Annotated in this window: 15 protein-coding genes, 2 tRNA genes and 1 pseudogene; 10 read left to right on the top strand and 8 right to left on the bottom strand. The window is 53.5% G+C overall.

Features of this window, described 5'->3' with window-relative positions:
• Positions 1 to 24: 24 nt before the first annotated feature.
• Both MTHE_RS06200 and MTHE_RS06205 read left to right on the top strand, forming a co-directional pair.
• Entirely contained in the window at positions 25 to 219 is a 195-nt protein-coding gene (locus MTHE_RS06200) for a DUF2116 family Zn-ribbon domain-containing protein (protein ID WP_175265868.1), read from the top strand.
• 3 nt (positions 220 to 222) lie between these two features.
• A complete protein-coding gene (locus MTHE_RS06205; RefSeq protein WP_011696365.1) occupies positions 223 to 531 on the top strand; it encodes a hypothetical protein in 309 nt (102 codons plus the stop codon).
• A gap of 204 nt (positions 532 to 735) precedes the next feature.
• Here MTHE_RS06205 and MTHE_RS06210 read toward each other — a convergent pair whose 3' ends face one another.
• Positions 736 to 1,245 (bottom strand): hypothetical protein, encoded by a 510-nt coding sequence (locus tag MTHE_RS06210; protein WP_175265869.1) that lies wholly within the window; start codon positions 1,243 to 1,245, stop codon positions 736 to 738.
• Between the two features lie 551 nt (positions 1,246 to 1,796).
• Between MTHE_RS06210 and MTHE_RS06215 the strand changes: the two are divergent.
• A pseudogene (locus MTHE_RS06215) lies at positions 1,797 to 1,931 on the top strand (type I restriction enzyme endonuclease domain-containing protein); the annotation flags it as partial.
• A 330-nt stretch (positions 1,932 to 2,261) separates the two neighbouring features.
• On the opposite strand, the gene acs (MTHE_RS06220) reads toward MTHE_RS06215, so the two are convergent.
• The 3 genes from acs (MTHE_RS06220) to acs (MTHE_RS06230) all read right to left on the bottom strand — a co-directional run bounded on the left by acs (MTHE_RS06220) (position 2,262) and on the right by acs (MTHE_RS06230) (position 8,939).
• Positions 2,262 to 4,241, bottom strand: a complete 1,980-nt coding sequence (acs, locus tag MTHE_RS06220) for an acetate--CoA ligase (protein ID WP_011696367.1) — start codon at positions 4,239 to 4,241, stop codon at positions 2,262 to 2,264.
• Between the two features lie 377 nt (positions 4,242 to 4,618).
• On the bottom strand, positions 4,619 to 6,607 hold the full coding sequence (gene acs / locus MTHE_RS06225) for an acetate--CoA ligase (protein WP_175265870.1): 1,989 nt from the start codon (positions 6,605 to 6,607) through the stop codon (positions 4,619 to 4,621).
• Between the two features lie 349 nt (positions 6,608 to 6,956).
• The gene (gene acs, locus MTHE_RS06230) at positions 6,957 to 8,939 is read right to left on the bottom strand and encodes an acetate--CoA ligase (RefSeq protein ID WP_011696369.1); all 1,983 of its coding nucleotides are present in this window, start codon (positions 8,937 to 8,939) and stop codon (positions 6,957 to 6,959) included.
• Between the two features lie 425 nt (positions 8,940 to 9,364).
• Between acs (MTHE_RS06230) and MTHE_RS06235 the strand changes: the two genes are divergently transcribed.
• From MTHE_RS06235 to MTHE_RS06250, 4 genes are all read left to right on the top strand, one after another.
• A complete protein-coding gene (locus MTHE_RS06235; RefSeq protein WP_175265871.1) occupies positions 9,365 to 10,636 on the top strand; it encodes an AAA family ATPase in 1,272 nt (423 codons plus the stop codon).
• Between the two features lie 89 nt (positions 10,637 to 10,725).
• Positions 10,726 to 11,544 (top strand): hypothetical protein, encoded by an 819-nt coding sequence (locus tag MTHE_RS06240; RefSeq protein WP_175265872.1) that lies wholly within the window; start codon positions 10,726 to 10,728, stop codon positions 11,542 to 11,544.
• Entirely contained in the window at positions 11,516 to 13,003 is a 1,488-nt protein-coding gene (locus MTHE_RS06245; protein ID WP_011696372.1) for a vWA domain-containing protein, read from the top strand. The genes MTHE_RS06240 and MTHE_RS06245 overlap by 29 nt, the downstream gene beginning before the upstream one ends.
• A gap of 189 nt (positions 13,004 to 13,192) precedes the next feature.
• Positions 13,193 to 14,125, top strand: coding sequence for a deoxyhypusine synthase (locus tag MTHE_RS06250; protein WP_175265873.1), 933 nt, complete (start codon positions 13,193 to 13,195; stop codon positions 14,123 to 14,125).
• 104 nt (positions 14,126 to 14,229) lie between these two features.
• Here MTHE_RS06250 and MTHE_RS06255 read toward each other — a convergent pair whose 3' ends face one another.
• The 4 genes from MTHE_RS06255 to MTHE_RS06270 are packed head-to-tail and all read right to left on the bottom strand — an operon-like array spanning position 14,230 to position 16,933.
• Positions 14,230 to 14,670 carry a Tfx family DNA-binding protein gene (locus MTHE_RS06255; protein ID WP_011696374.1) on the bottom strand — a complete coding sequence of 147 codons (441 nt, stop codon included), beginning with the start codon at positions 14,668 to 14,670 and terminating at the stop codon, positions 14,230 to 14,232.
• Positions 14,645 to 15,412: an ABC transporter ATP-binding protein gene (locus MTHE_RS06260; RefSeq protein WP_175265874.1), complete on the bottom strand. Its 768-nt coding sequence runs from the start codon at positions 15,410 to 15,412 to the stop codon at positions 14,645 to 14,647. The genes MTHE_RS06255 and MTHE_RS06260 overlap by 26 nt, the downstream gene beginning before the upstream one ends.
• Positions 15,409 to 16,095, bottom strand: coding sequence for an ABC transporter permease (locus MTHE_RS06265; RefSeq protein WP_011696376.1), 687 nt, complete (start codon positions 16,093 to 16,095; stop codon positions 15,409 to 15,411). The genes MTHE_RS06260 and MTHE_RS06265 overlap by 4 nt, the downstream gene beginning before the upstream one ends.
• Entirely contained in the window at positions 16,088 to 16,933 is an 846-nt protein-coding gene (locus MTHE_RS06270; protein WP_232840835.1) for a substrate-binding domain-containing protein, read from the bottom strand. The genes MTHE_RS06265 and MTHE_RS06270 overlap by 8 nt, the downstream gene beginning before the upstream one ends.
• A 499-nt stretch (positions 16,934 to 17,432) precedes the next feature.
• Between MTHE_RS06270 and MTHE_RS06275 the strand changes: the two genes are divergently transcribed.
• From MTHE_RS06275 to MTHE_RS06285, 3 genes are all read left to right on the top strand, one after another.
• The gene (locus MTHE_RS06275; RefSeq protein WP_011696378.1) at positions 17,433 to 18,476 is read left to right on the top strand and encodes an EH domain-containing protein; all 1,044 of its coding nucleotides are present in this window, start codon (positions 17,433 to 17,435) and stop codon (positions 18,474 to 18,476) included.
• Positions 18,477 to 18,688: 212 nt separating this feature from the next.
• Positions 18,689 to 18,762, top strand: a tRNA-Val gene (locus MTHE_RS06280).
• Between the two features lie 2 nt (positions 18,763 to 18,764).
• A tRNA-Phe gene (locus MTHE_RS06285) sits at positions 18,765 to 18,837 on the top strand.
• Positions 18,838 to 19,041: the final 204 nt, after the last annotated feature.

Below are 19,041 nucleotides of genomic sequence, written 5' to 3' on the forward strand. Positions count from 1 at the left end.
CCTGAACATACGTCCAGTGATAGGATGGCGGAGATAGCGCCTCACAGGCATTGCGTTGTATGCGGGAATGCTATAGGGTCGGAGGAGAGCTTCTGCGATGAGCTTTGTGAGTCCAGGTTCAGATCGGCTCAAAGGAAGCAGCAGATCCTGTTTGCAGCATTCATCATACTCATGGCGCTCATACTCTTCCTTCCATCGATCATCAAGATGAGCGGATGATGGATGAAGCGATACAGAGCCCTCATTCTTCTGTCAGCGGCGATTCTGCTGGCTGCCCACGGAGGCGGTGCCAGAGAGAACATCCACGTCGAGGAGGTGACGATGCATCTGATGGATGGGAGCGCCACCTTCGAGCTCAACTACTCACTGGATGCCTTCACGAGGCTCTACGTCCTGGCCCTGGGCTGCAGGTCACTCGAGCCTGAGCTCGCCTCCATCCTCTGTGGATACAGGGACGTCAGGCTGATCAGGGCAGATCTGAATCGCGCTGCCCTGCTCGTCGGCGATGCAGCAAGGTACAACGGCGGATAATATCTCTTTGAGTCCCGCCCCTTCGGATATGGGATCCCCAGGTTCACGGTTGTCTACCCAGATGGCCAGGCCAGGACGTACTACAATGTGACATCGACACAGGACGTCTTCTGCACTGAGCGCTGATGCTCAGGATGCCGCTGGAGTCTGACCTCCTTCGGGGATTGCGCCTCACTATCAGTCACCGTGTCTAAGTGGTCCTGGTCATGAGGACCGACTGGCTCCATACTCCCCCAGTCCCTGGCTACTGCTTTCGGCCTCCATCTCCCTGGCAAGATCCCTCAGGCCGGGGTGTACCACTGCTCCAGAGAGATAGGCGAGCCAGAGCATGAACCTCTCAGCCCTATCCTCCAGAAGCCTGGTCCGGTTGTAATGCACCATGGCCTCCTCCATATAGCCCCTGGCAAGCCTGGAGCTCTCCTCAGATAGGAGTGCAGAATCCCTGCACCTCTCCTCCAGGTCCTCCATATCATCGATGAGTGCAAGGCTCCTGTTATAGAGAGGTGCCGTCTGCTCGTACAGGGCTCTGGACTCAGCGAGCAGCCTCTCCGACTCCTCAACCATCATCGCAGAGGAGAGGGCCTTTGGCTGGGGGGTCGTCGGAGGAGCAAACCCCCCTGGTCCGATGTGGGGCGCGGAGGCCGAGGCCCTCGCCCCGGTCTGGAGGTTTAAGACATCATCGATCCTGCCATGTCCGAGAGCCTGAGGCTCCATTGCAGTTGCCACCTGCATGGTGGCAAAAATGAGCAATAATACGATCCACATCGAGGTAAATCGCCTCCTGGCACCATTCAAATGAGGATTCCTAAAAACCTTGCTTTAAAACCCACATTTCGCAGTAAGGCTATGCAAAATTGAAAATTTTTTGGTTACAAAATACTCAAATTCTAGGATAACAAAATCACATAATGTGCATCAAATTTCGCATATTCTTTTAATAAGAAACATATGTAATAAAATAAAATTATTAATTGTGTAATTTTCTAAATTATAAAATTATAAATAAAAAATTTTGCATTGTCTGTAAGATTTTTAACAAAGCTTGCCGATTTGCATTTATGTTCTCCTATTACTATTATCAACTGTGACTGAAAGTTATTCCGTTAATGCGGAATGTGGGATAACCACTGTGTATAACCTATTGCTCCGAGGAACCGTTGTATCCATGATCTGGCGTAGCTCATGGAGTGCGCGAATCTGGACCAACCCTATGAGATGACTCTTTTTGCGTCTTCCAGGTTTTTGGTAGTCTGCCATTATCAAAGGCAACTGCAGAGATCCGCGTGAAGGTCAAACGCATACTCCGGAGGCATGGATATCCGGTGGACAGACAGGATGAAGCTGTGCTCACCGTCCTGGAGCAGGCAGAGGCGGTGGCCGCGGAGTGGGCGGCTGCGTGACTCCAATGGCAAAGCAGAAGTACAGCGCTGCATAAAGCCCAGTATCATTCCTCCTCATCGTGATTTTGGATTTCATTCGTCTTTATTTACCAGTAAAAACGTGCGAAAATCCCTTCCCCTGCATTATGAATAATATCTCTGACCTTAGCTTTATGAGTGAGCTTAGCTTTATGAGTGAGCAGAGATGCTGGAGCAGGTGTCTTCGGTCCGCATCGTTCTCTTAGGTTCTCCGAGGAAGCTGTAAGCTTCACTGATAACTGCAGGAAAATCGTCAATCGTTAAAGCAACACCTGTCGCTGAAAAATGTAAAAATGGATAAAAATTCCGCGCTCAGACTATGAGCGGGATGTTCTCGACGGACTCGGGATTCGCGAGTGCTGAGATATCGCCGACCGGCTTGCCCAGGGCCTTGGCCTTTATGACCCTGCGCATGATCTTTCCGGATCTTGTCTTCGGGACGTCCTTGACGAAGTAGACGATCTCCGGATATGCGACAGGCCCGAGCACACTCCTGACGTGCTTCGCGATGTCCTTCTTCAGGTCCTCGCTCTCCTGCACGCCCTCCTTGAGTATTATGAAGGCCACGATGACCTCGCCCTTGACCTCGTCGGGCTTGCCGATGACTGCTGCCTCAGCGACCGCCGGATGCGAGACCGCAGCTGACTCGACCTCGGCGTTGCTGATCCTGTGGCCCGCTACCTTCAACACATCATCAATCCTGCCCTGGATCCACCAGTAGCCGTCCTTGTCCCTCGTCGCCTTATCGCCTGCCAGGTATGTGCCGGGCTTGATATCCCAGTACATCTGCCAGTACTCCTTCATGTACCTCTCGGGGTCCCTGAAGAAGGCGCGGAGCATCGACGGCCAGGGTGTCTTCTGGACTATATTACCGCCGTAGCCGAGTGGCACGGAGTTGCCATCCTCGTCGTAGATGTCTGTATTGAATCCAGGCAGCGGGAACGCCACGGAGCCAGGCTTCTCAGGTGTCATCGGGAGCGGAGCGATCACGTGGCATCCTGTCTCTGTCTGCCACCATGTATCGATGATCGGTGCCTGCCCTCCTCCGATGTTGTTCCTGAACCAGACGTACGCCTCGGGGTTGAGTGGCTCGCCGACGGAAGCCAGGATCCTGATGGACTTGAGGTTGTACTTCTTCGGCCACTGATCGCCGGCCTTCATGAACATCCTAATCGCAGTGGGAGCTGTGTAGAACACAGAGACGCCATACTCCTCTATGATGGACCACCATCTGCCGATGTCCGGATAGTCAGGGGCGCCCTCGTAGAGGATGCTCGTCGCGCCAAGGCAGAGCGGGCCGTATACGACATATGAGTGGCCTGTGATCCAGCCGCAGTCCGCTGTACACCAGTAGACGTCCTCCTCATGGACGTCCAGAGCCCATGCGGTTGTGTATGCAGGACCGACACAGAATCCACCATGTGCATGCTCGATGCCCTTCGGCTTTCCGGTTGTGCCCGATGTGTACAGAATGAACAGCCTGTCCTCTGGATCAAGCTCCTCCGTGTAGCACTCGGCTGGCTGATCTTTTACAAGATCATGGTACCAGATGTCGCGGCCCTCTTTCATCGGGACGTCAAGCCCTACCCTCTTGACCACGACGACCTTCTCAACGCTCGGGGCGTTCTGGACTGCCTCATCGACGTTCGGCTTGAGCGGGAGCGGCTTGCCACGCCTGTAGAAGCCATCAGATGTCACGACGACCTTAGCCTCTGCATCCGTGACCCTGCTCTGCAGGCCTCCAGCGCTGAATCCCGAGAAGACAACACTGTGGATCGCGCCGATCTTCGCACATGCGAGCATCGTGATCGGGAGCTCGGGTATCATGGGCAGATATATGCTGACCCTGTCGCCCTTCTTGACGCCCAGACTCTTGAGACCATTTGCCATCTTGTTGACGGCCTGGTAGAGCTGGTAGTATGTGATCGTCTTTGTGTCGCCAACAGGCTCGCCGACGAAGTAGTACGCGACCTTGTTCCTGCGCCAGGACTTCGCATGCCTGTCAACTGCATTGTGTGCGACGTTGCACTTACCTCCGAGGAACCACTTCGCATATGGCGGGTTCCACTCGAGGATCTGGGTGTACGGCTTGAACCAGTCCGCGTATGTCTGGGCCATCTCATCCCAGAAATCGAGGTAGTTCTGGGCACACCACTCGCGCATCTCCTTCTCTGTCTTGAAGCCCTTCTTCTTCATCCACTGGTAGGAGTTCGAGTACTCGATGATCCACTGGGGGGTGTTGAATATCCTGGTCTCCTCCTGCAGAACAGCAGTCTTTGCAGTCTCAGCCATTTACATACCTCCATTCATCTAGATAATGTGCTTCCGTCCCACGATGCCGCTGGCATGAGCTCCACCCGAGAACTCCTCCTGAGAAGAAGCGGGTCAAGAAGTCCTCCTGCCAAACCATAACTGCCATGCCGCGATCACCTATGAGCATTGGGAGACTCCGGAAACACGATAATTCCATACGTATTCCGTATTTATAAAGCTGTCGATATAGAAATGTCACCAAAAATTTGTAATAATTATTTTTCGTGATAAAAGTGTTAAAGATTATATGTAAATTAACGATATCGATATCCAGCAGAAGGGACCATGATAAGAAAACACACGAAGTCAGGCCAAAACAGAGTATCACATAAAATCAAATAAAATAGGTTGACCGCTCACTTGATGAGCGGTATGGCGTCCACAGCCTCCGGGTTCGCAAGCGCAGAGATGTCTCCAACTGGATTGCCCAGGGCCTTGGCCTTTATGACCCGGCGCATGATCTTTCCGGATCTTGTCTTCGGGACGTCCTTGACGAAGTAGACGATCTCCGGATATGCGACAGGCCCGAGCACGCTCCTGACGTGCTTTGCCAGTTCCTTCTTGAGATCCTCGCTCTCCTTCACACCCTCTCTGAGTATGACGAAGGCCACGATGACCTCGCCCTTGACCTCGTCGGGCTTGCCGATGACTGCTGCCTCAGCGACCGCCGGATGTGACACGAGCGCCGACTCAACCTCAGCGTTGCTGATCCTGTGGCCCGCTACCTTCAACACATCATCAATCCTGCCCTGGATGAAGAAGTAGCCGTCCTTGTCCCTCGTCGCCTTATCGCCCGCCAGGTAGACTCCAGGCCTGATATCCCAGTACATCTGCCAATACTCCTTCATGTACCTCTCTGGATCCTTGTAGAAGGCGCGGAGCATCGACGGCCATGGCGTCGGGTTGACTATGTTGCCGCCCTGTCCTGGAGGCACTGGGTTTGCGTCCTCATCGTAGATGTCTGTGTTGAACCCGGGCAGCGGGAATGTGGGCGAGCCGGGCTTGAGCGGTGTGATCGGCAATGGAGAGACCACGAAGCATCCAGTCTCCGTCTGCCACCATGTATCCATGATCGGGCACCTGTCGCTTCCGAAGTACTTTCTGTACCATATCCAGGCCTCGGGGTTGATCGGCTCACCGACAGAGCCGAGCAGTCTCAGGCTGGAGAGATCGTACTTCTGCGGCCACTGCTCGCCGGCCTTCATGAACATTCTTATGGCTGTTGGCGCTGTGTAGAAGACAGAGACCTTGTGCTCCTGGATTATGCTGAACCATCTCCCGAAGTCTGGATAGTCAGGGGCGCCCTCGTAGAGGATGCTCGTCGCGCCCAGACAGAGTGGGCCGTAAACGACGTAGGAGTGGCCCGTGATCCATCCGACATCGGCTGTGCACCACCAGACATCGTCGTCCTTGAGATCGAATACCCAGTGAGTTGTTTGTGCCGGAGTCACGCAGTAGCCGCCATGGACGTGCTCGATGCCTTTTGGCTTTCCTGTCGTGCCTGATGTGTAGAGGATGAACAGTCTATCCTCAGAGTCCATCTTCTCTGTCTCGCACTCGTCAGGCTGATTGGCCACGAGCTCGTGATACCAGATATCACGGCCCTCCTTCATCGGGACGTCAAGCCCTGCCCTCTTGACCACGACGACCTTCTCAACGCTCGGGGCGTTCTGGACTGCCTCATCGACGTTCGGCTTGAGCGGGAGCGGCTTGCCGCGCCTGTAGAATCCATCGGTTGTGACGACAACCTTCGCCTCTGCATCGAGAACCCTGCTCTGGAGGCCTCCAGCGCTGAATCCGGAGAATACCACGCTGTGGATCGCGCCGATCTTCGCACATGCGAGCATCGCTATCGGCGTCTCCGGGATCATGGGCATGTATATGCTGACCCTGTCGCCCTTCTTCACACCAAGACTCTTCAGGCCGTTTGCGAATTTGTTAACAGCCTTGTACAGATCCAGGTAGGTTATCTTCCTCACCTGCTGATCTGTCGGCTCGGGCACGAAGATATAGGCGACCTTGTCCTTCTTTGCGCCCTTTGCATGTCTGTCCACAGCGTTGTACGCGACGTTGCACTTCCCACCAACGAACCATCTCGCATACGGCGGCTTCCACTCGAGGATCTGCGCGTATGGCTCGAACCAGTCCGCGTAGGTCTTGGCCATCTCGTCCCAGAACTCTATGTAGTGCTGGCCGGTCCAGGCGCGCATCTCCCGCTCGCTTGTGAATCCCTTCTTCTTCATCCACTGCATGACATTTGAGTTCTCAGCAAGCTCCTTAGGGGGATGGAACACTCTTGTTTCCTCAAGAAGAACCGCAGTTGTAGCAGCTTTTTCCTCAGCCATTTTGTGACACTCCTCAACAGTCATTCTGCCTCCAGCCCATCCCGATCTGTTGCGAATCTGCCCTCCCAGCAGACAAATCAGGATGTGGAGACTCAGAGGCATTATTACGATTGATAATTATCTCTTTCGTTTATAAAGTTAACGTTTGAATGAAATTAATGTTTAATAATGATATTGAAAAATCATTGAAGTAACCTCGAAGCAAACAATTCATTTTACAATATTACATCTTGTTGGATCGTCGTCTATATCGAATAGCTCCAAAACTATATAAAATTATTTAAGAAACTCTCGGCTGCAGACAAATCCGCAGCATAGAAATTTAATAAAAATAAAAATTGCGGACGTTCTACACAATCTTCGGTATAGCGTCCACTGCTTCTGGATTTGCAAGTGTGGATATGTCTCCGACAGGCTGCCCCATCGCCTTCGCCCTTATGACCCTGCGCATGATCTTTCCGGATCTCGTCTTCGGGACGTCCTTGACGAAGTATACCGCCTCAGGCATTGCAACAGGCCCGAGTGTCTCTCTGATATGCTTTGCGATGTCCTTCTTGAGCTCCTCGCTCTCCTGCACCCCCTCTCTGAGTATGGCGAATACTATTATGACCTCGCCCTTGACCGGATCCGGCTTGCCGATGACAGCTGCCTCTGCGACCTTCGGATGTGAAACTGCAGCCGACTCAACCTCCGAGTTCCCGATCCTGTGGCCTGCGACCTTGATGACATCATCGATCCTGCCCTGTATCCAGAAGTAGCCGTCCTCATCCCTTCTGCCCTTGTCGCCTGCCAGGTACGTTCCGGCCCTGACGTTCCAATAGGTCTCCCAGTACGTCCTGAAATACCTATCGGGGTCTTTGTAGAAGTCTCTCAGCATCGATGGATACGGCTCAAGTATGACGATGTTTCCGCCCTCTCCTGGAGGCACAGGCTTTCCAGCCTCGTCCCATACATCCATGCTGTATCCCGGCAGAGCGAACGTGCAGCTTCCTGGCTTGAGCGGCGTGATCGGAAGCGGAGAGCCTATGAACGTGCCGGTCTCGGTCTGCCACCAGGTGTCCATGATCTGGAGCTCATCCCTTCCGATGTTCTTCCTGTACCAGACCCAGGCCTCCGGGTTGATCGGCTCGCCCACGGTGCCCAACAGTCGCAAACACTTCATGTTGTACTTGGCAGGCCACTGCTCACCGGCCCTCATGAACATCCTGATCGCGGTTGGCGCTGTGTAGAGCACGTTCACGCCGAACTCTTCGATTATAGACCACCATCTTCCGAAGTCCGGGTAATCAGGAGATCCCTCGTATATTATGCTGGTCGCGCCGAGCGAGAGCGGGCCGTATACGATGTAGGAATGTCCTGTGATCCATCCGATGTCTGCTGTACACCACCAGACGTCATCCTCTTTGAGATCGAAGACCCAGTGGAGAGTCTGCGGAACGCCAACACAGTATCCGCCGTGCGCGTGCTCTATGCCCTTCGGCTTTCCTGTCGTGCCTGATGTGTACAGAATGAACAGCCTATGCTCTGGGTCAAGCTGCTCGGTCTCGCACTCAGCAGGCTGATCCTTTACGAGATCATGCCACCAGATATCCCTGTCCTTGTTCCATGGGATATCCTGGCCGGTTCTCTTGTAAACGATCTGATGCTTTACTGTTGGAGCATCCTGAATCGCCTCGTCAGCCTGCTTTTTGAGCTCCACAATCTTTCCGCGCCTCCAGAATCCATCAACGGTGATCGATATCTTCGACTCCGCATCGATAACCCTGTCAGCATACGCCTTCGAGCTGAATCCTGAGAAGACAACGCTGTGGATCGCACCGATCTTTGCGCATGCAAGCATCGCTATCGGGAGCTCAGGAATCATTGGCATGTATATGCTGACTCTATCGCCCTTCTCGACGCCCAGACTCTTCAGGCCATTTGCGAACTTGTTAACCTCTCTGTAGAGGTCACCATAGGTGAACTTCCTCACGTCGCCCAGCGGCTCACCCACACCGATGTACGCCACCTTATTTCTCCTCCAGGACTTCGCATGCCTGTCCACCGCGTTATAGGCCATGTTGACCTTGCCGCCAACGAACCACTTGGCATACGGAGGCTTCCAGTCGAGGACCTGCTTGTAGGGCTCGAACCAATCTGCATACGTCTTGGCCATCTCGTCCCAGAACTCAACATAGTTCTTTGAGCACCATTCCCGCATCTCTTTCTCTGTCTTGAAGCCCTTCTTCTTCATCCACTGCATCACATTTGAGTTCTCAACCAGCTCCTTCGGGGGATGGAACAACCTCCTCTCCTCGAGAAGGACCGCAGTTTTTGCGGTTTCCTCGGCCATTTTTATAAACCTCCTTCCATATCCATCCGCCGCGTGGTCTGAGGGCTATAGGGCGGCAGATGTTAATGGTAGATTATGTTCATTATTAATAAATCTATTGGTTCGTGCTATCATTTGCCCACCATTCCCAAGATAATATAATAAATAATAATTATAGATTCTCGAACAACATCTCTTTCGGGTTGGATGAGTATACCAGATAAATATCCAGAGCATATGGTATGAAAATAGTTCTCGCAAAGGTCCATTTTCATCCACATTGGTGACCTTGGGTCAAGGGTGTTTTTGTGTTTTTTTATAATGCAGATGAAAATCAATACCGTCCACCCAAGCACCCCGTTCAGATTGTGCAGATCCCGGATCACACCTTTTGCCCCGGCCGTGCAGGAAAGCCTTTAAGCCCATCAGATGCCTCAGAGACCATCATGAAATCCTCTGAGGAGCTGCTCTCGAAGATCAAATCGCTCATTGATGCCCTGGAGGAGCTGCGCCTTCACATCGGAGTTAAAGATATCTCCATCGGATCCAAGAGGTTCAACGCGCAGCTCGTCTTCTGCCTGGCCAACGCATGCCTCAGAAACAGGGCAGTTTTGCTCTACGGCGGCATGGGCGCTAACAAAACAACGCTTGTGAACATTCTTGGTGGTGTGTTCATGAACATGAGCTTCGATGACGTGGAGAACCTCATGGTCACAGGACACCCAGAGCAGACAGAGGAGAAGATCATTGGCTTCATAGATCCAAGACAGTGGATGCAGCCCACCAGCTCAGAAATCAGAGTTCTCTGGACGCCGTGGGCGAGATCCAGGTGGAAGCTCATCAACGAGATCAACAGGTTTCCTGCTGGAAAGCAGAACCTCTTCCTGGAGATCATCAAGAAGAGAAAGATAACCTATGCGGGCCAGGTGCTGGAGCCGGGGGACACATGCTACTTTGCCACGATGAACCCGGAGTTCAGCTCCACCTACCCTGTTGATGAGGCCCTGATGGACAGAATATCCGCATGCATCCCAGCGGTACAGCCCGACCTTCTCGCCGGCCTGAACCTCGCGGAGCGCACAGAGGAGATACGAGATCTGGCGGAGCAGCTCCCGAAGTTCTCAGCAGACGAATTTGATGCACTGCCTCACGCGGTTGAGGGCATACCGCTGGATTTCCTCACAGAACTCTGCATAGTCTCACTGATCCGCGACTTCACGCTATGCGAGCGCGCGCCGTGTTTTGATAAAACACAGCTCTCAGGCAGGAATCCAAGTCATGGTCTCTGCTCTGGATGCCATTACTACAACAACCCTGAGGTCTGCTGCTGGCAGATCGATGAGGGCCTTTCTGACAGGGTTCGACAGGATCTGAGGGCATTCACAAAGGCTGTCTCGTTTGTCTGTGGTATCAGTAACGGATCCAGAATCGAGGTGTTGAGGGCGGTTGCACCCTATATCATATGGCATAGGGTGACACCGAACCGCTCAATGCTCGAGAGGCCTCCATACTATGGAGCAAAGCGCCTGGAGTACATCTCAGATCTGGTTCAGAAGAGCATAGACAGGACTGTGAATGAGCGCGGGGAGATGAACATGATATTCTCAAGGGCGGTCGATGGGGAGCTCACGGTTGAGAGAGCGATAAAAGAGCTCTCAGAGCACGACGACCCGATCGCGAGGCTGGATTACATCCCGATGCTCGAGAGGCTGAGGTAGTTTACAGTAGATCCACCGAATCTGGCGGCATGTGAATCCAGATGTGTTGTGATGTGGGCGCGAATCGCTGAGAAATCAATGGGATTCATGTGATAACCTACCGGTTATTTGATCTCGATTTCGAGGGTGATGACAAACAGTTCGATCTGTATTCCCGTACCGGGGCTGGGATGATGGGCCTGAAGGATATGATGGAGAACGCATACGGCGGAAGGATCCGGCACAGGAGGCTCGAATCCGGCAGAGGTGATGGGGTCATAAGCCTGGAGGACCTCGCCGACAGGCTCCCGGATCATCCGGAAAAGAGGGAGATCGCGGAGCTTGTCAGCGATGATGTAATTCCAAGGCTATTATCGAGCAGACCTCATGGAAAGAGGGAATCCGTGATTTTGGGGTATATCACAAGCATCGCAGCAGAGAGATCAAAACAACCGGTCACGGTGCACCCAATGGACTTCGCGGGGCTTGAGCTCTCCCGTGGGACTCTCATCCTGAGCAGTAATGGAAAGAGCAGACCATCACATGTGGGCGAGAGGATGAGCTCCGGCATAATCAAGATGTGCGATGCCGGAGATTACCTCGGCCAGGGTATGACCGGAGGAGGGATAGTCGCCTCCTCATGCGGAACATATGCGTTCAGAAACATGAGCGGCGGATGGGGCGTGATCCTCGGAGATGCGGGCAGCTTCATCGGAGTCAACAACTCAGGAGGAAAAATACTCGTGAAGGGCAATGCAGGCGAGAGAGTGGGCTGGCTGATGCGCTCTGGGCGTATAACCGTGTTGGGCGATGTCGGGGATTACGCAGGCATTCTCGCGAAAGGCGGCCTGATAAGGATCCGCGGCGGTGCTGGAGAGAACGCCGGCTGGAGGGCTGGCGGTGTCAGGATCGAGATCGGTAGAAGATGAGATGCTCAGGATATGGGAGACGGCACGGAGCGAGTGGCACCATCCACAGCTCCCGCGTCCTGTCATATCCACTGATGGCTCAGGCATCTTCCCATTCGATAACTACAGGATATCTGTCAGGGAGGAGGATCTGAGGGACCCGTTGTATCTGGAGAGCCTCTTCGAACACCTTATCCTCCATTACATCCTCTGCCCCAGGTCGCTTGAGGTGGCTGGAGAGCTCGCCCTCTCAGCTCTGAAGGGCATCAAGAGGAACGACACGAACTTCGCGAGGACGATCGTGAACATATTCAGCGATATAGTGATTGACTCTTTCAGGCTTGAGAGGAGTGAGTATGACGAGCAGAAGGTAATCCTCCTCTGGAGGCGCATCGCGGAGTCTGCAGAATCCGATCTTGATATGGCAGTTCTGTCTTTCATCGAGAAGTACTGGTCAGCCGATATCTGCGGTGCAGCCGAGACAGAGGAGACGAGAATTCTGCTCCAGATCTTCGCCCCCGGCGTTCGGGAGAAGTCTCTGTGGAGGAGACAGTGCCAGCAGATGGCAATGGTTCTCTCACCACTCGCCCCCGGCTCTCTAGGAAAAGAGGAGGTCAGATCCCTGGAGATCCTTCGCGGGAATGCGAGATCCGCGCCTCTCGCGGGTCTTGCATCTGAGCTCGAGCCAGAGGAGTACATCAGGTGTCTGGACGTGCTGGGCATCAGGGGAGACCTGAAGCGGTGGTACCGCGATCAGGGGTACAGGATAGAGATCGTGGCGAGCAGGTCGAGCAGGAGTGATACATATCCCACAGGCACATCGAGATGGCGCTTCGACGATCCACCGAGCGAGCTGGATGTGAACTACTCACTCAGTATGAGCCCCAGGCTTGTCCCCGGGGTGACCACGTACAGGAGAGATCGCGAATCATGCGGCATGACTCCGGGCAGATCCGATGTTCCTGATCTTCTTGTGGTTCTCGACAGCAGCAGGTCGATGGATGGTCACAGGAGAGGATCCAGGACATTCTACGCGACGCTGGCCGCGTTCAAGGCCGCGCAGTTCGCCTACGAGCAGGGTGCTGAGATAGCCGCGATAAACTTCAGTGAGAGGTTTCTGGTACAGCCATGGTGCAGGGACCTAGACGCTGTGGAGGATGTCCTGATCGAGTACCTTTGTGGAAGAACGAACATACCCGGAAGCAGGATTCTGGAGCTCGTAAAGGAGAGGAAGGGCTGTCTGATTCTCTGCATAACAGACACAGGAATACAGAACCTCTACACACAGTGGGATTACCTGAAAGAGGCATCCTCGCTTGGCAGGTTTGTGCTCTTCTGCATAGATGAGAAGGGCAGGGACAGATACGTCCTAGAAGCGCTCGGCTCTCTCGGCAGGGTTTATTACATAAACACTCCGGAGGATCTTATATCTCTCGTCGTTGAGACCACAGAGGATGCGTACGGGGATGCGCCTGTTTAGCATCCAGGTGGCTCTGATTCAGGCGGTCCGATCGTGTGCTCATGTTCTGGCTCCAAATACCTCACAGGAGTTCTGTCAGGATCCCTGAAGGCACTCTCCAGCACTCCAGGCCACGACCGGCAACCCCGAACGCCCGGATGGCCGAGAGAATGAAGGCACTCAAAGCATAATAAGGAGACCTATGGAGCGATGTTGATGGACCGTGTTCGGCAGCTTTCTGTAAAACCTGGGATGAGCGTGGATGAGCTGGTGAGGGGCATGGAGGGCTGCGGCTTCGGCGCACGCAGGCTCGCGCATGCCGCTGAGATCTACCAGGAGATGGTGGAGGAGGATTACAGGAAGTTCTTCACCCTCGCAGGCGCGATGGTGCCCGCAGGCATGAGGAATCTGATCTCAGATCTCATAAGAAGGGGGATGATAGATGTGCTCGTCACGACCGGAGCGAATCTGGTGCACGATATCGTGGAATCTTTCAGCCATCACCGTCTGGGGTATCTCGAGGCGGACGACTCTGAGCTGAGGAGATCTGGAATATCAAGGATATATGATGTATACATAACAGACGATGACTTCGTCAGGTTCGAGGAGCTGGTCCAGAACCTGCTTCCAGATAGAGAAGCTCCGATCTCTGGAAGGGATCTACTGGCAGAGATAGGATCGGGGATAGACGACAGGAGATCGATACTCAGAAGCGCCAGCGATTGTGGTGTTCCAGTCTTCTGTCCTGCAATAACAGATTCGATGATAGGGCTCCAGGCATGGCTCCACAGGCAGACGAAAAAGCTGAACATAGATGTTCTTGAGGATGTGCGTGAGATAGTCGATATATGCTACGAATCAGAGAGGGCTGGAATACTCATGGTCGGTGGGGGGGTTCCAAAGAACTTCGCACTGCAGTCGATGCTTGTGACCCCGAACAGCTTCAGGCTCGCGATCCAGCTCACAACAGATCATCCAGAGGCAGGGGGACTCTCAGGCGCGACGCTCTCAGAGGCGATATCCTGGGGAAAGATAGATCCAGAGGGGAAGCACGTCACAGTCTACGGGGACGCGACCATAACGCTTCCGCTGCTTGTCGCATCTGTAATCACCAGGATAGAGGAGAGGTGTGAGCGTAATTAGCAAGGTTTTTTCGGTGGAGAGCGCACCATTCCTGCTGAGGTCGTGCAGGAGGGTGCCATGATCAGCGTGCAAGGATGGCGAAAAACTTCTTCGAGCCAGATAGATCACATTGATCTGGATGCACGGCTCCCACCCGTCTCCTCGACATAGATCTCCCCGTCCTCTGTGACGTAGATATCAAAGCTCCTCTCAATGAGTCGCCTTCTGGTGAGATGCGGGGCGATCTCCTTCAATCCCGCCAGGATATCTATTGAGTTCACCGGCAGCTTCAATCCCCTCGTGTCGGCCTCTCTGAATATGATCCCGGGAAGGGCGAAGAGGTCTGTGCCCTCAGGGATACTGACGGCAACAGGCGCGTGGATCATCTTCCACTGCTTCAATGTCTCAAGTGCGCGGTCTATGTTCTGCATCGCCCTCTTCTCCAGGATGCTGACATTCGCTCTGGTCGTGCCAAGGAGAGCAGCCACCTCCTCCTGCGACATCCCACTCCTTCTGAGGCGCAGGACCTGGATCTGCCTCTCAGTGAGAAACCCGCGCGAATTCATGAATGAACCTCCAGTCCACAGGCCTCAGCATTCCTGCATGCAGGAACGCCCTCACATCATCAGAATCAGAGTTCAGGAGTAGATCCGCGGATCCGGATGAGACCACCCTGCCATCCATGATGATCACAATCCTGTCAGCCAGACGCACCGCCTGGGGCAGGTCATGGGTAGATACCACTGTGGTCATTCCTCTCATCTTCGCACGGGATATCAGCTCTTCTATGACATAAGATGTTCTGGGATCGAGATTGGCGGTCGGCTCATCGAGAAGCAGAAGTTCAGGGGATATCGCGAGAGCTCTTGCGAGAGCCACCCTCTGCATCTCCCCTCCTGAGAGGACCTTTGCGGGCCTTCTCTCGTATCCTTTGAGACCGACATCAGAGAGAGCAGCTTCAACCCTCTCATCGATCTCATCCTTCGATAAACGACGTATCCTGAGACCATAAGCCACGTTATCGTAAACAGTGCCCCGGAGCATGACAGGCCGCTGGAAGACCACGCCGATCCGGCGCCTGGCTGCCAGCCTCTCGCCCTCGTTCTTCGGAGCTTCGCCTTTAAAAAGCACGCGACCTTTTGACGGAAGATCGATGAGATCCATCACTCTCAGCAGCGTCGTCTTTCCAGCGCCTGTTGGGCCGATTATGCCCAGCGTCTCGCCTGTCCTGACCTCAATGTTGATATCGGTAAGTATCTGTCTGCCGTTCTTCTCGATGGAGACGCCTTCAAGCTGTATCGTCCTCACCACCCCTGGAGTCTGCCGACCACTGTGTTCACCACCAAAGCTATCGAGATCAGAATCAGGCCGAGAGCTATTGATATCTCCAGGTTCCCCATGGATGTCTCGAGAGCGATCGCTGTTGTGAGAACTCTTGTGTATCCTCTTATGTTCCCACCAATCATCATCGCGACGCCCACCTCCGAGAGGGCTCTTCCAAAGCCGAGGAGGACTGCTGCAAGCACAGGTCCCCGCGCCTCCACTATCACCGTCCACATCGTCTGAAATCTGTCGGCGCCGAGCGAGACGGCCGTATCTCTAATATCTTCACTTACACTGCTCAGAGCCGATATCGTGAGCCCGAGGATTACGGGCGTTATCAAAACAGTCTGACCGATGATCATCCCGTAAGGAGTGTATAGAAGCCCGTAGCCCCCCAGTGGACCCTCCCTTGAGATAAGCAGGAAGACGAAGAGTCCGACGGTCACTGTGGGTATACTGTAAAGGGTCTGGATGAGATTTATCAGACCACTCCTCCCCGGGAAGTGATGAAAATGTATCAGGCTTCCAAGAGGCACATTGATCAGAGATGCGATGGTGACCGAGGTGAGTGCGATTAAAAATGAGCGGAGCGTGACCTCGATCACCTCCGGATTCAGTTCGATTATCAGCTCAACAGCCCTGATGAAACCTCTTGCAATCTCATCCAAATGCGCTCACCATCTCTCCTGGACATTCTGTGGCATTGCATCCGATCTCCGTGCAGTGACCTGCGGCTGGATAGAACAGCGCTCTCCCGTAGATATCCTTTCCGTAGCCGGCTATGATCTCCTGTCCCTCTTGGGAGAGAAGAAACTCCACGAACCTCTCCGCATCATCCAGATGCTCGGAGGCTGATACAGGTATTGCAGCATATACATTGAGAAGTTCCTCGCTCTCCGTCACCAGCGGCACGAGGCTCAGGTTGCCCGCAAAGGCCATGTACGTCGACATATCTGTGAGCGTGTACGCCCTCTTCTCATCTACCATGATCAGCGTCGCACCCATCCCCTGACCCGACTCCAGGTACCAGCTTCCGGACGGCTCGATGCCGGCGCTCTTCCAGAGCAGCTTCTCGCGTGCATGCGTCCCAGAGTTGTCGCCGCGGGAGACGAACCGCACGTTTGAATTCTTCTCTCCAGCATCTGCTATCATCCTGAACGCCTCAGATGCGTTCGTGCCCTTTATCCCCGCAGGATCATCGGCAGGGCCGACGATGTAGAAGTAGTTATACGCGAAGCATCTCCTTTCAGTGCCGTAGCCCTCAGCTATGAACTCATACTCTCTCGCCTTATCATGGACCAGGAGGAGATCCACATCCCCGCGCCTTCCCTGCTCAAGCGCGAATCCTGTCCCACCAGAGATCACATCAACCTCTATTCCGTACTTCTCCTCAAACCGGCTCTCGAGAGTATCTAGAAGCTTTGTGTCGTAAAGGCTCGTTGTCGTCGCGATTCTCAGCCTCTCATCTGTCTCTCCTGCGGAGACCATGCAGAGCAGCAGTGCCACAAAAAGCAGCTGTGCACAACATCTAATCGAAATCATACTTTCCCTCCTGTAAGCACTATTACTAACAATATTACTTATATGTAAGCGTTTTGGATGTCCGAGCACATGTGTGCTGAGCGGTACCGTAAGATTGACAGTCTTCATAGGGGATGGATCTCTGCAGCGATTTGCCATAAAAGCACAAGGAGGGGAATAACCTCCTGTATCGACACGTTTTTGGGAAGCCGAGTATTTGCTCAATATCGTGAGCGTACATGAGTTACTGATCAAGCGAGCCGCTATCACCGGCGTGGTCTTTCATTCAGAAATCTGCCAGGAGGGCAATTTACCTCAACGCACTGTGCATGTACGAACCGACCATCACAGATGCTTTCATCCTTTTGGGACGCATCTTTATTGCATGTCGTATGATACATACACAACCTTGGCTTTTCATCAGCCGTCTCGAGTTGTCCAGCGCGACAGCTATAAAGCAGAGGTGTTCCTGGAGATCATTGATATGAGATCGTTGCTCGCGCTCCTCTCAGTTCTGATCTTCATCCAGGGGTCTGCTATCTCACAGCAGGTGGAGGACATCTATTCGAATATCGATTCATGTGATGTGACTGTATCTGGCAATGTGTCTGGCTCTCATCTCCAGGCCGACCTCACGCGCTCCGGTGTTCCTTTGAGCAGTTACGTGCTTCCACTGGATGCTCCCGGCACTCTGATAATCAGCTGGAACCTGAGCGATCCGGATGTGGGGGCATACGAGGCCTGCGCCAGCGTGACCAGAAGTGGAGAGGTCCTGGCGAGGAGATGCTACAGCTTCTACCATGGAGGAGAGGTCCCCGTCAGATTTGATGTCAGAGATTTTCTGGCAGACTCTTCCGGCATACACATGCTCATATATGCAGCGGATCCTGCGATCGTTGATATATATTACATGCTCATATCCGGAAACAGGGCTGTATATGTTTACAGGGACAGATCGGTGAAGATCGCGGGCGGCAGAGGCGTGCCGACGTTCATAGAATGGAAGTGGCCAGTGCTGCTGAATGCTGGAGAGACGTACACGGGGAGAGCGAAGATAGTCGAGCTGCCCGACGGCCAGACGCGTGCCTTCATGAACAGATTCGTCGCTGTGGAGAACGCCAGGATCACCGAGACATATGAAGATGAGATGGGCGCATCTGCGACGGTTCTCGGCACATCAAGGGTGCCGTTCCGGGGAAGCCTCAGGTTCGTTCTGAGCAATGGTACAGAACTGGAGGTTGTCGAGAAGAAAACCCCGGTACTGCTCGATGGTGATGATGAGAGCGTGGAGATATCCTGGAACAGAACACTAGATCCTGGAATCTACCATCTAAAAGTGGTGCTGCTGAACAGCAGCGGAGCTGTGGTGGATATCAGAGAGAGCGTTATAGAGGCAGAGCCAGTCATCCGGAGAGGGTCAAATGAGAGCAGTGAGAGCAAGAGCAGTGCCTCTGCTCCAGCTATGGCTGGCCTGATTGCCATGTTGACGATCAGACAGATCATCAGAAGAAGGGGCAGAGCAGGATAGGAGAGATATACTGGTAATACAAAAGTCCGCCCTCATCCACAGATAACTCGACTGTAAAAGTCGTCTCGAAATATCTGATGCTATCGGTACATCACCTTGAGTACCAAGAACTCTTGGGCATTCTGCTCAGTTCTGGCGTATATCCTATTCGGATAGACCCCTGTCTGGAACCGAAGGATTTATTTACCGATAGTGGATCAAGGTGAATACGTGGGCTCGTGGTCTAGCTGGTTATGACGTCGCCTTGACATGGCGGAGGTCATGCGTTCGAATCGCATCGAGCCCATTGCCCAAGTAGCTCAGTTGGGAGAGCGTCAGACTGAAGATCTGAATGTCCCCGGTTCGAGTCCGGGCTTGGGCATCGCGCACATGATTTTCAGCCTGTATTTCTGTCACGCGGAGAGTGGTGTCTGCTGGCAGTGTTGCCATATGGATTCGCACCCAACCTGCAGCTTCACACTGGCGAAGTTGTTCCACACGCATATCATCATCGAATAACTATTTACGATGTGAGCTGCATAAGGCAGATGGCTGATTATCATGCTTTGTGTGTGCAGCCAAAGCG

The organism is Methanothrix thermoacetophila PT, assembly GCF_000014945.1.
Taxonomy (GTDB): domain Archaea; phylum Halobacteriota; class Methanosarcinia; order Methanotrichales; family Methanotrichaceae; genus Methanothrix_B; species Methanothrix_B thermoacetophila.

What these genes read in the sequence shown, in the direction of transcription:
- MTHE_RS06250 (WP_175265873.1), top strand. Translation starts at nt 13,193, where the DNA reads ATGTTGATGGACCGTGTTCGGCAGCTTTCTGTAAAACCTGGGATGAGC.
- MTHE_RS06235 (WP_175265871.1), top strand. Translation starts at nt 9,365, where the DNA reads ATGAAATCCTCTGAGGAGCTGCTCTCGAAGATCAAATCGCTCATTGAT.
- acs (WP_011696369.1), bottom strand. Translation starts at nt 8,939, where the DNA reads ATGGCCGAGGAAACCGCAAAAACTGCGGTCCTTCTCGAGGAGAGGAGG.
- MTHE_RS06275 (WP_011696378.1), top strand. Translation starts at nt 17,433, where the DNA reads ATGAGATCGTTGCTCGCGCTCCTCTCAGTTCTGATCTTCATCCAGGGG.
- MTHE_RS06205 (WP_011696365.1), top strand. Translation starts at nt 223, where the DNA reads ATGAAGCGATACAGAGCCCTCATTCTTCTGTCAGCGGCGATTCTGCTG.
- MTHE_RS06255 (WP_011696374.1), bottom strand. Translation starts at nt 14,670, where the DNA reads ATGAATTCGCGCGGGTTTCTCACTGAGAGGCAGATCCAGGTCCTGCGC.
- MTHE_RS06210 (WP_175265869.1), bottom strand. Translation starts at nt 1,245, where the DNA reads ATGGAGCCTCAGGCTCTCGGACATGGCAGGATCGATGATGTCTTAAAC.
- acs (WP_175265870.1), bottom strand. Translation starts at nt 6,607, where the DNA reads ATGGCTGAGGAAAAAGCTGCTACAACTGCGGTTCTTCTTGAGGAAACA.
- acs (WP_011696367.1), bottom strand. Translation starts at nt 4,241, where the DNA reads ATGGCTGAGACTGCAAAGACTGCTGTTCTGCAGGAGGAGACCAGGATA.
- MTHE_RS06200 (WP_175265868.1), top strand. Translation starts at nt 25, where the DNA reads ATGGCGGAGATAGCGCCTCACAGGCATTGCGTTGTATGCGGGAATGCT.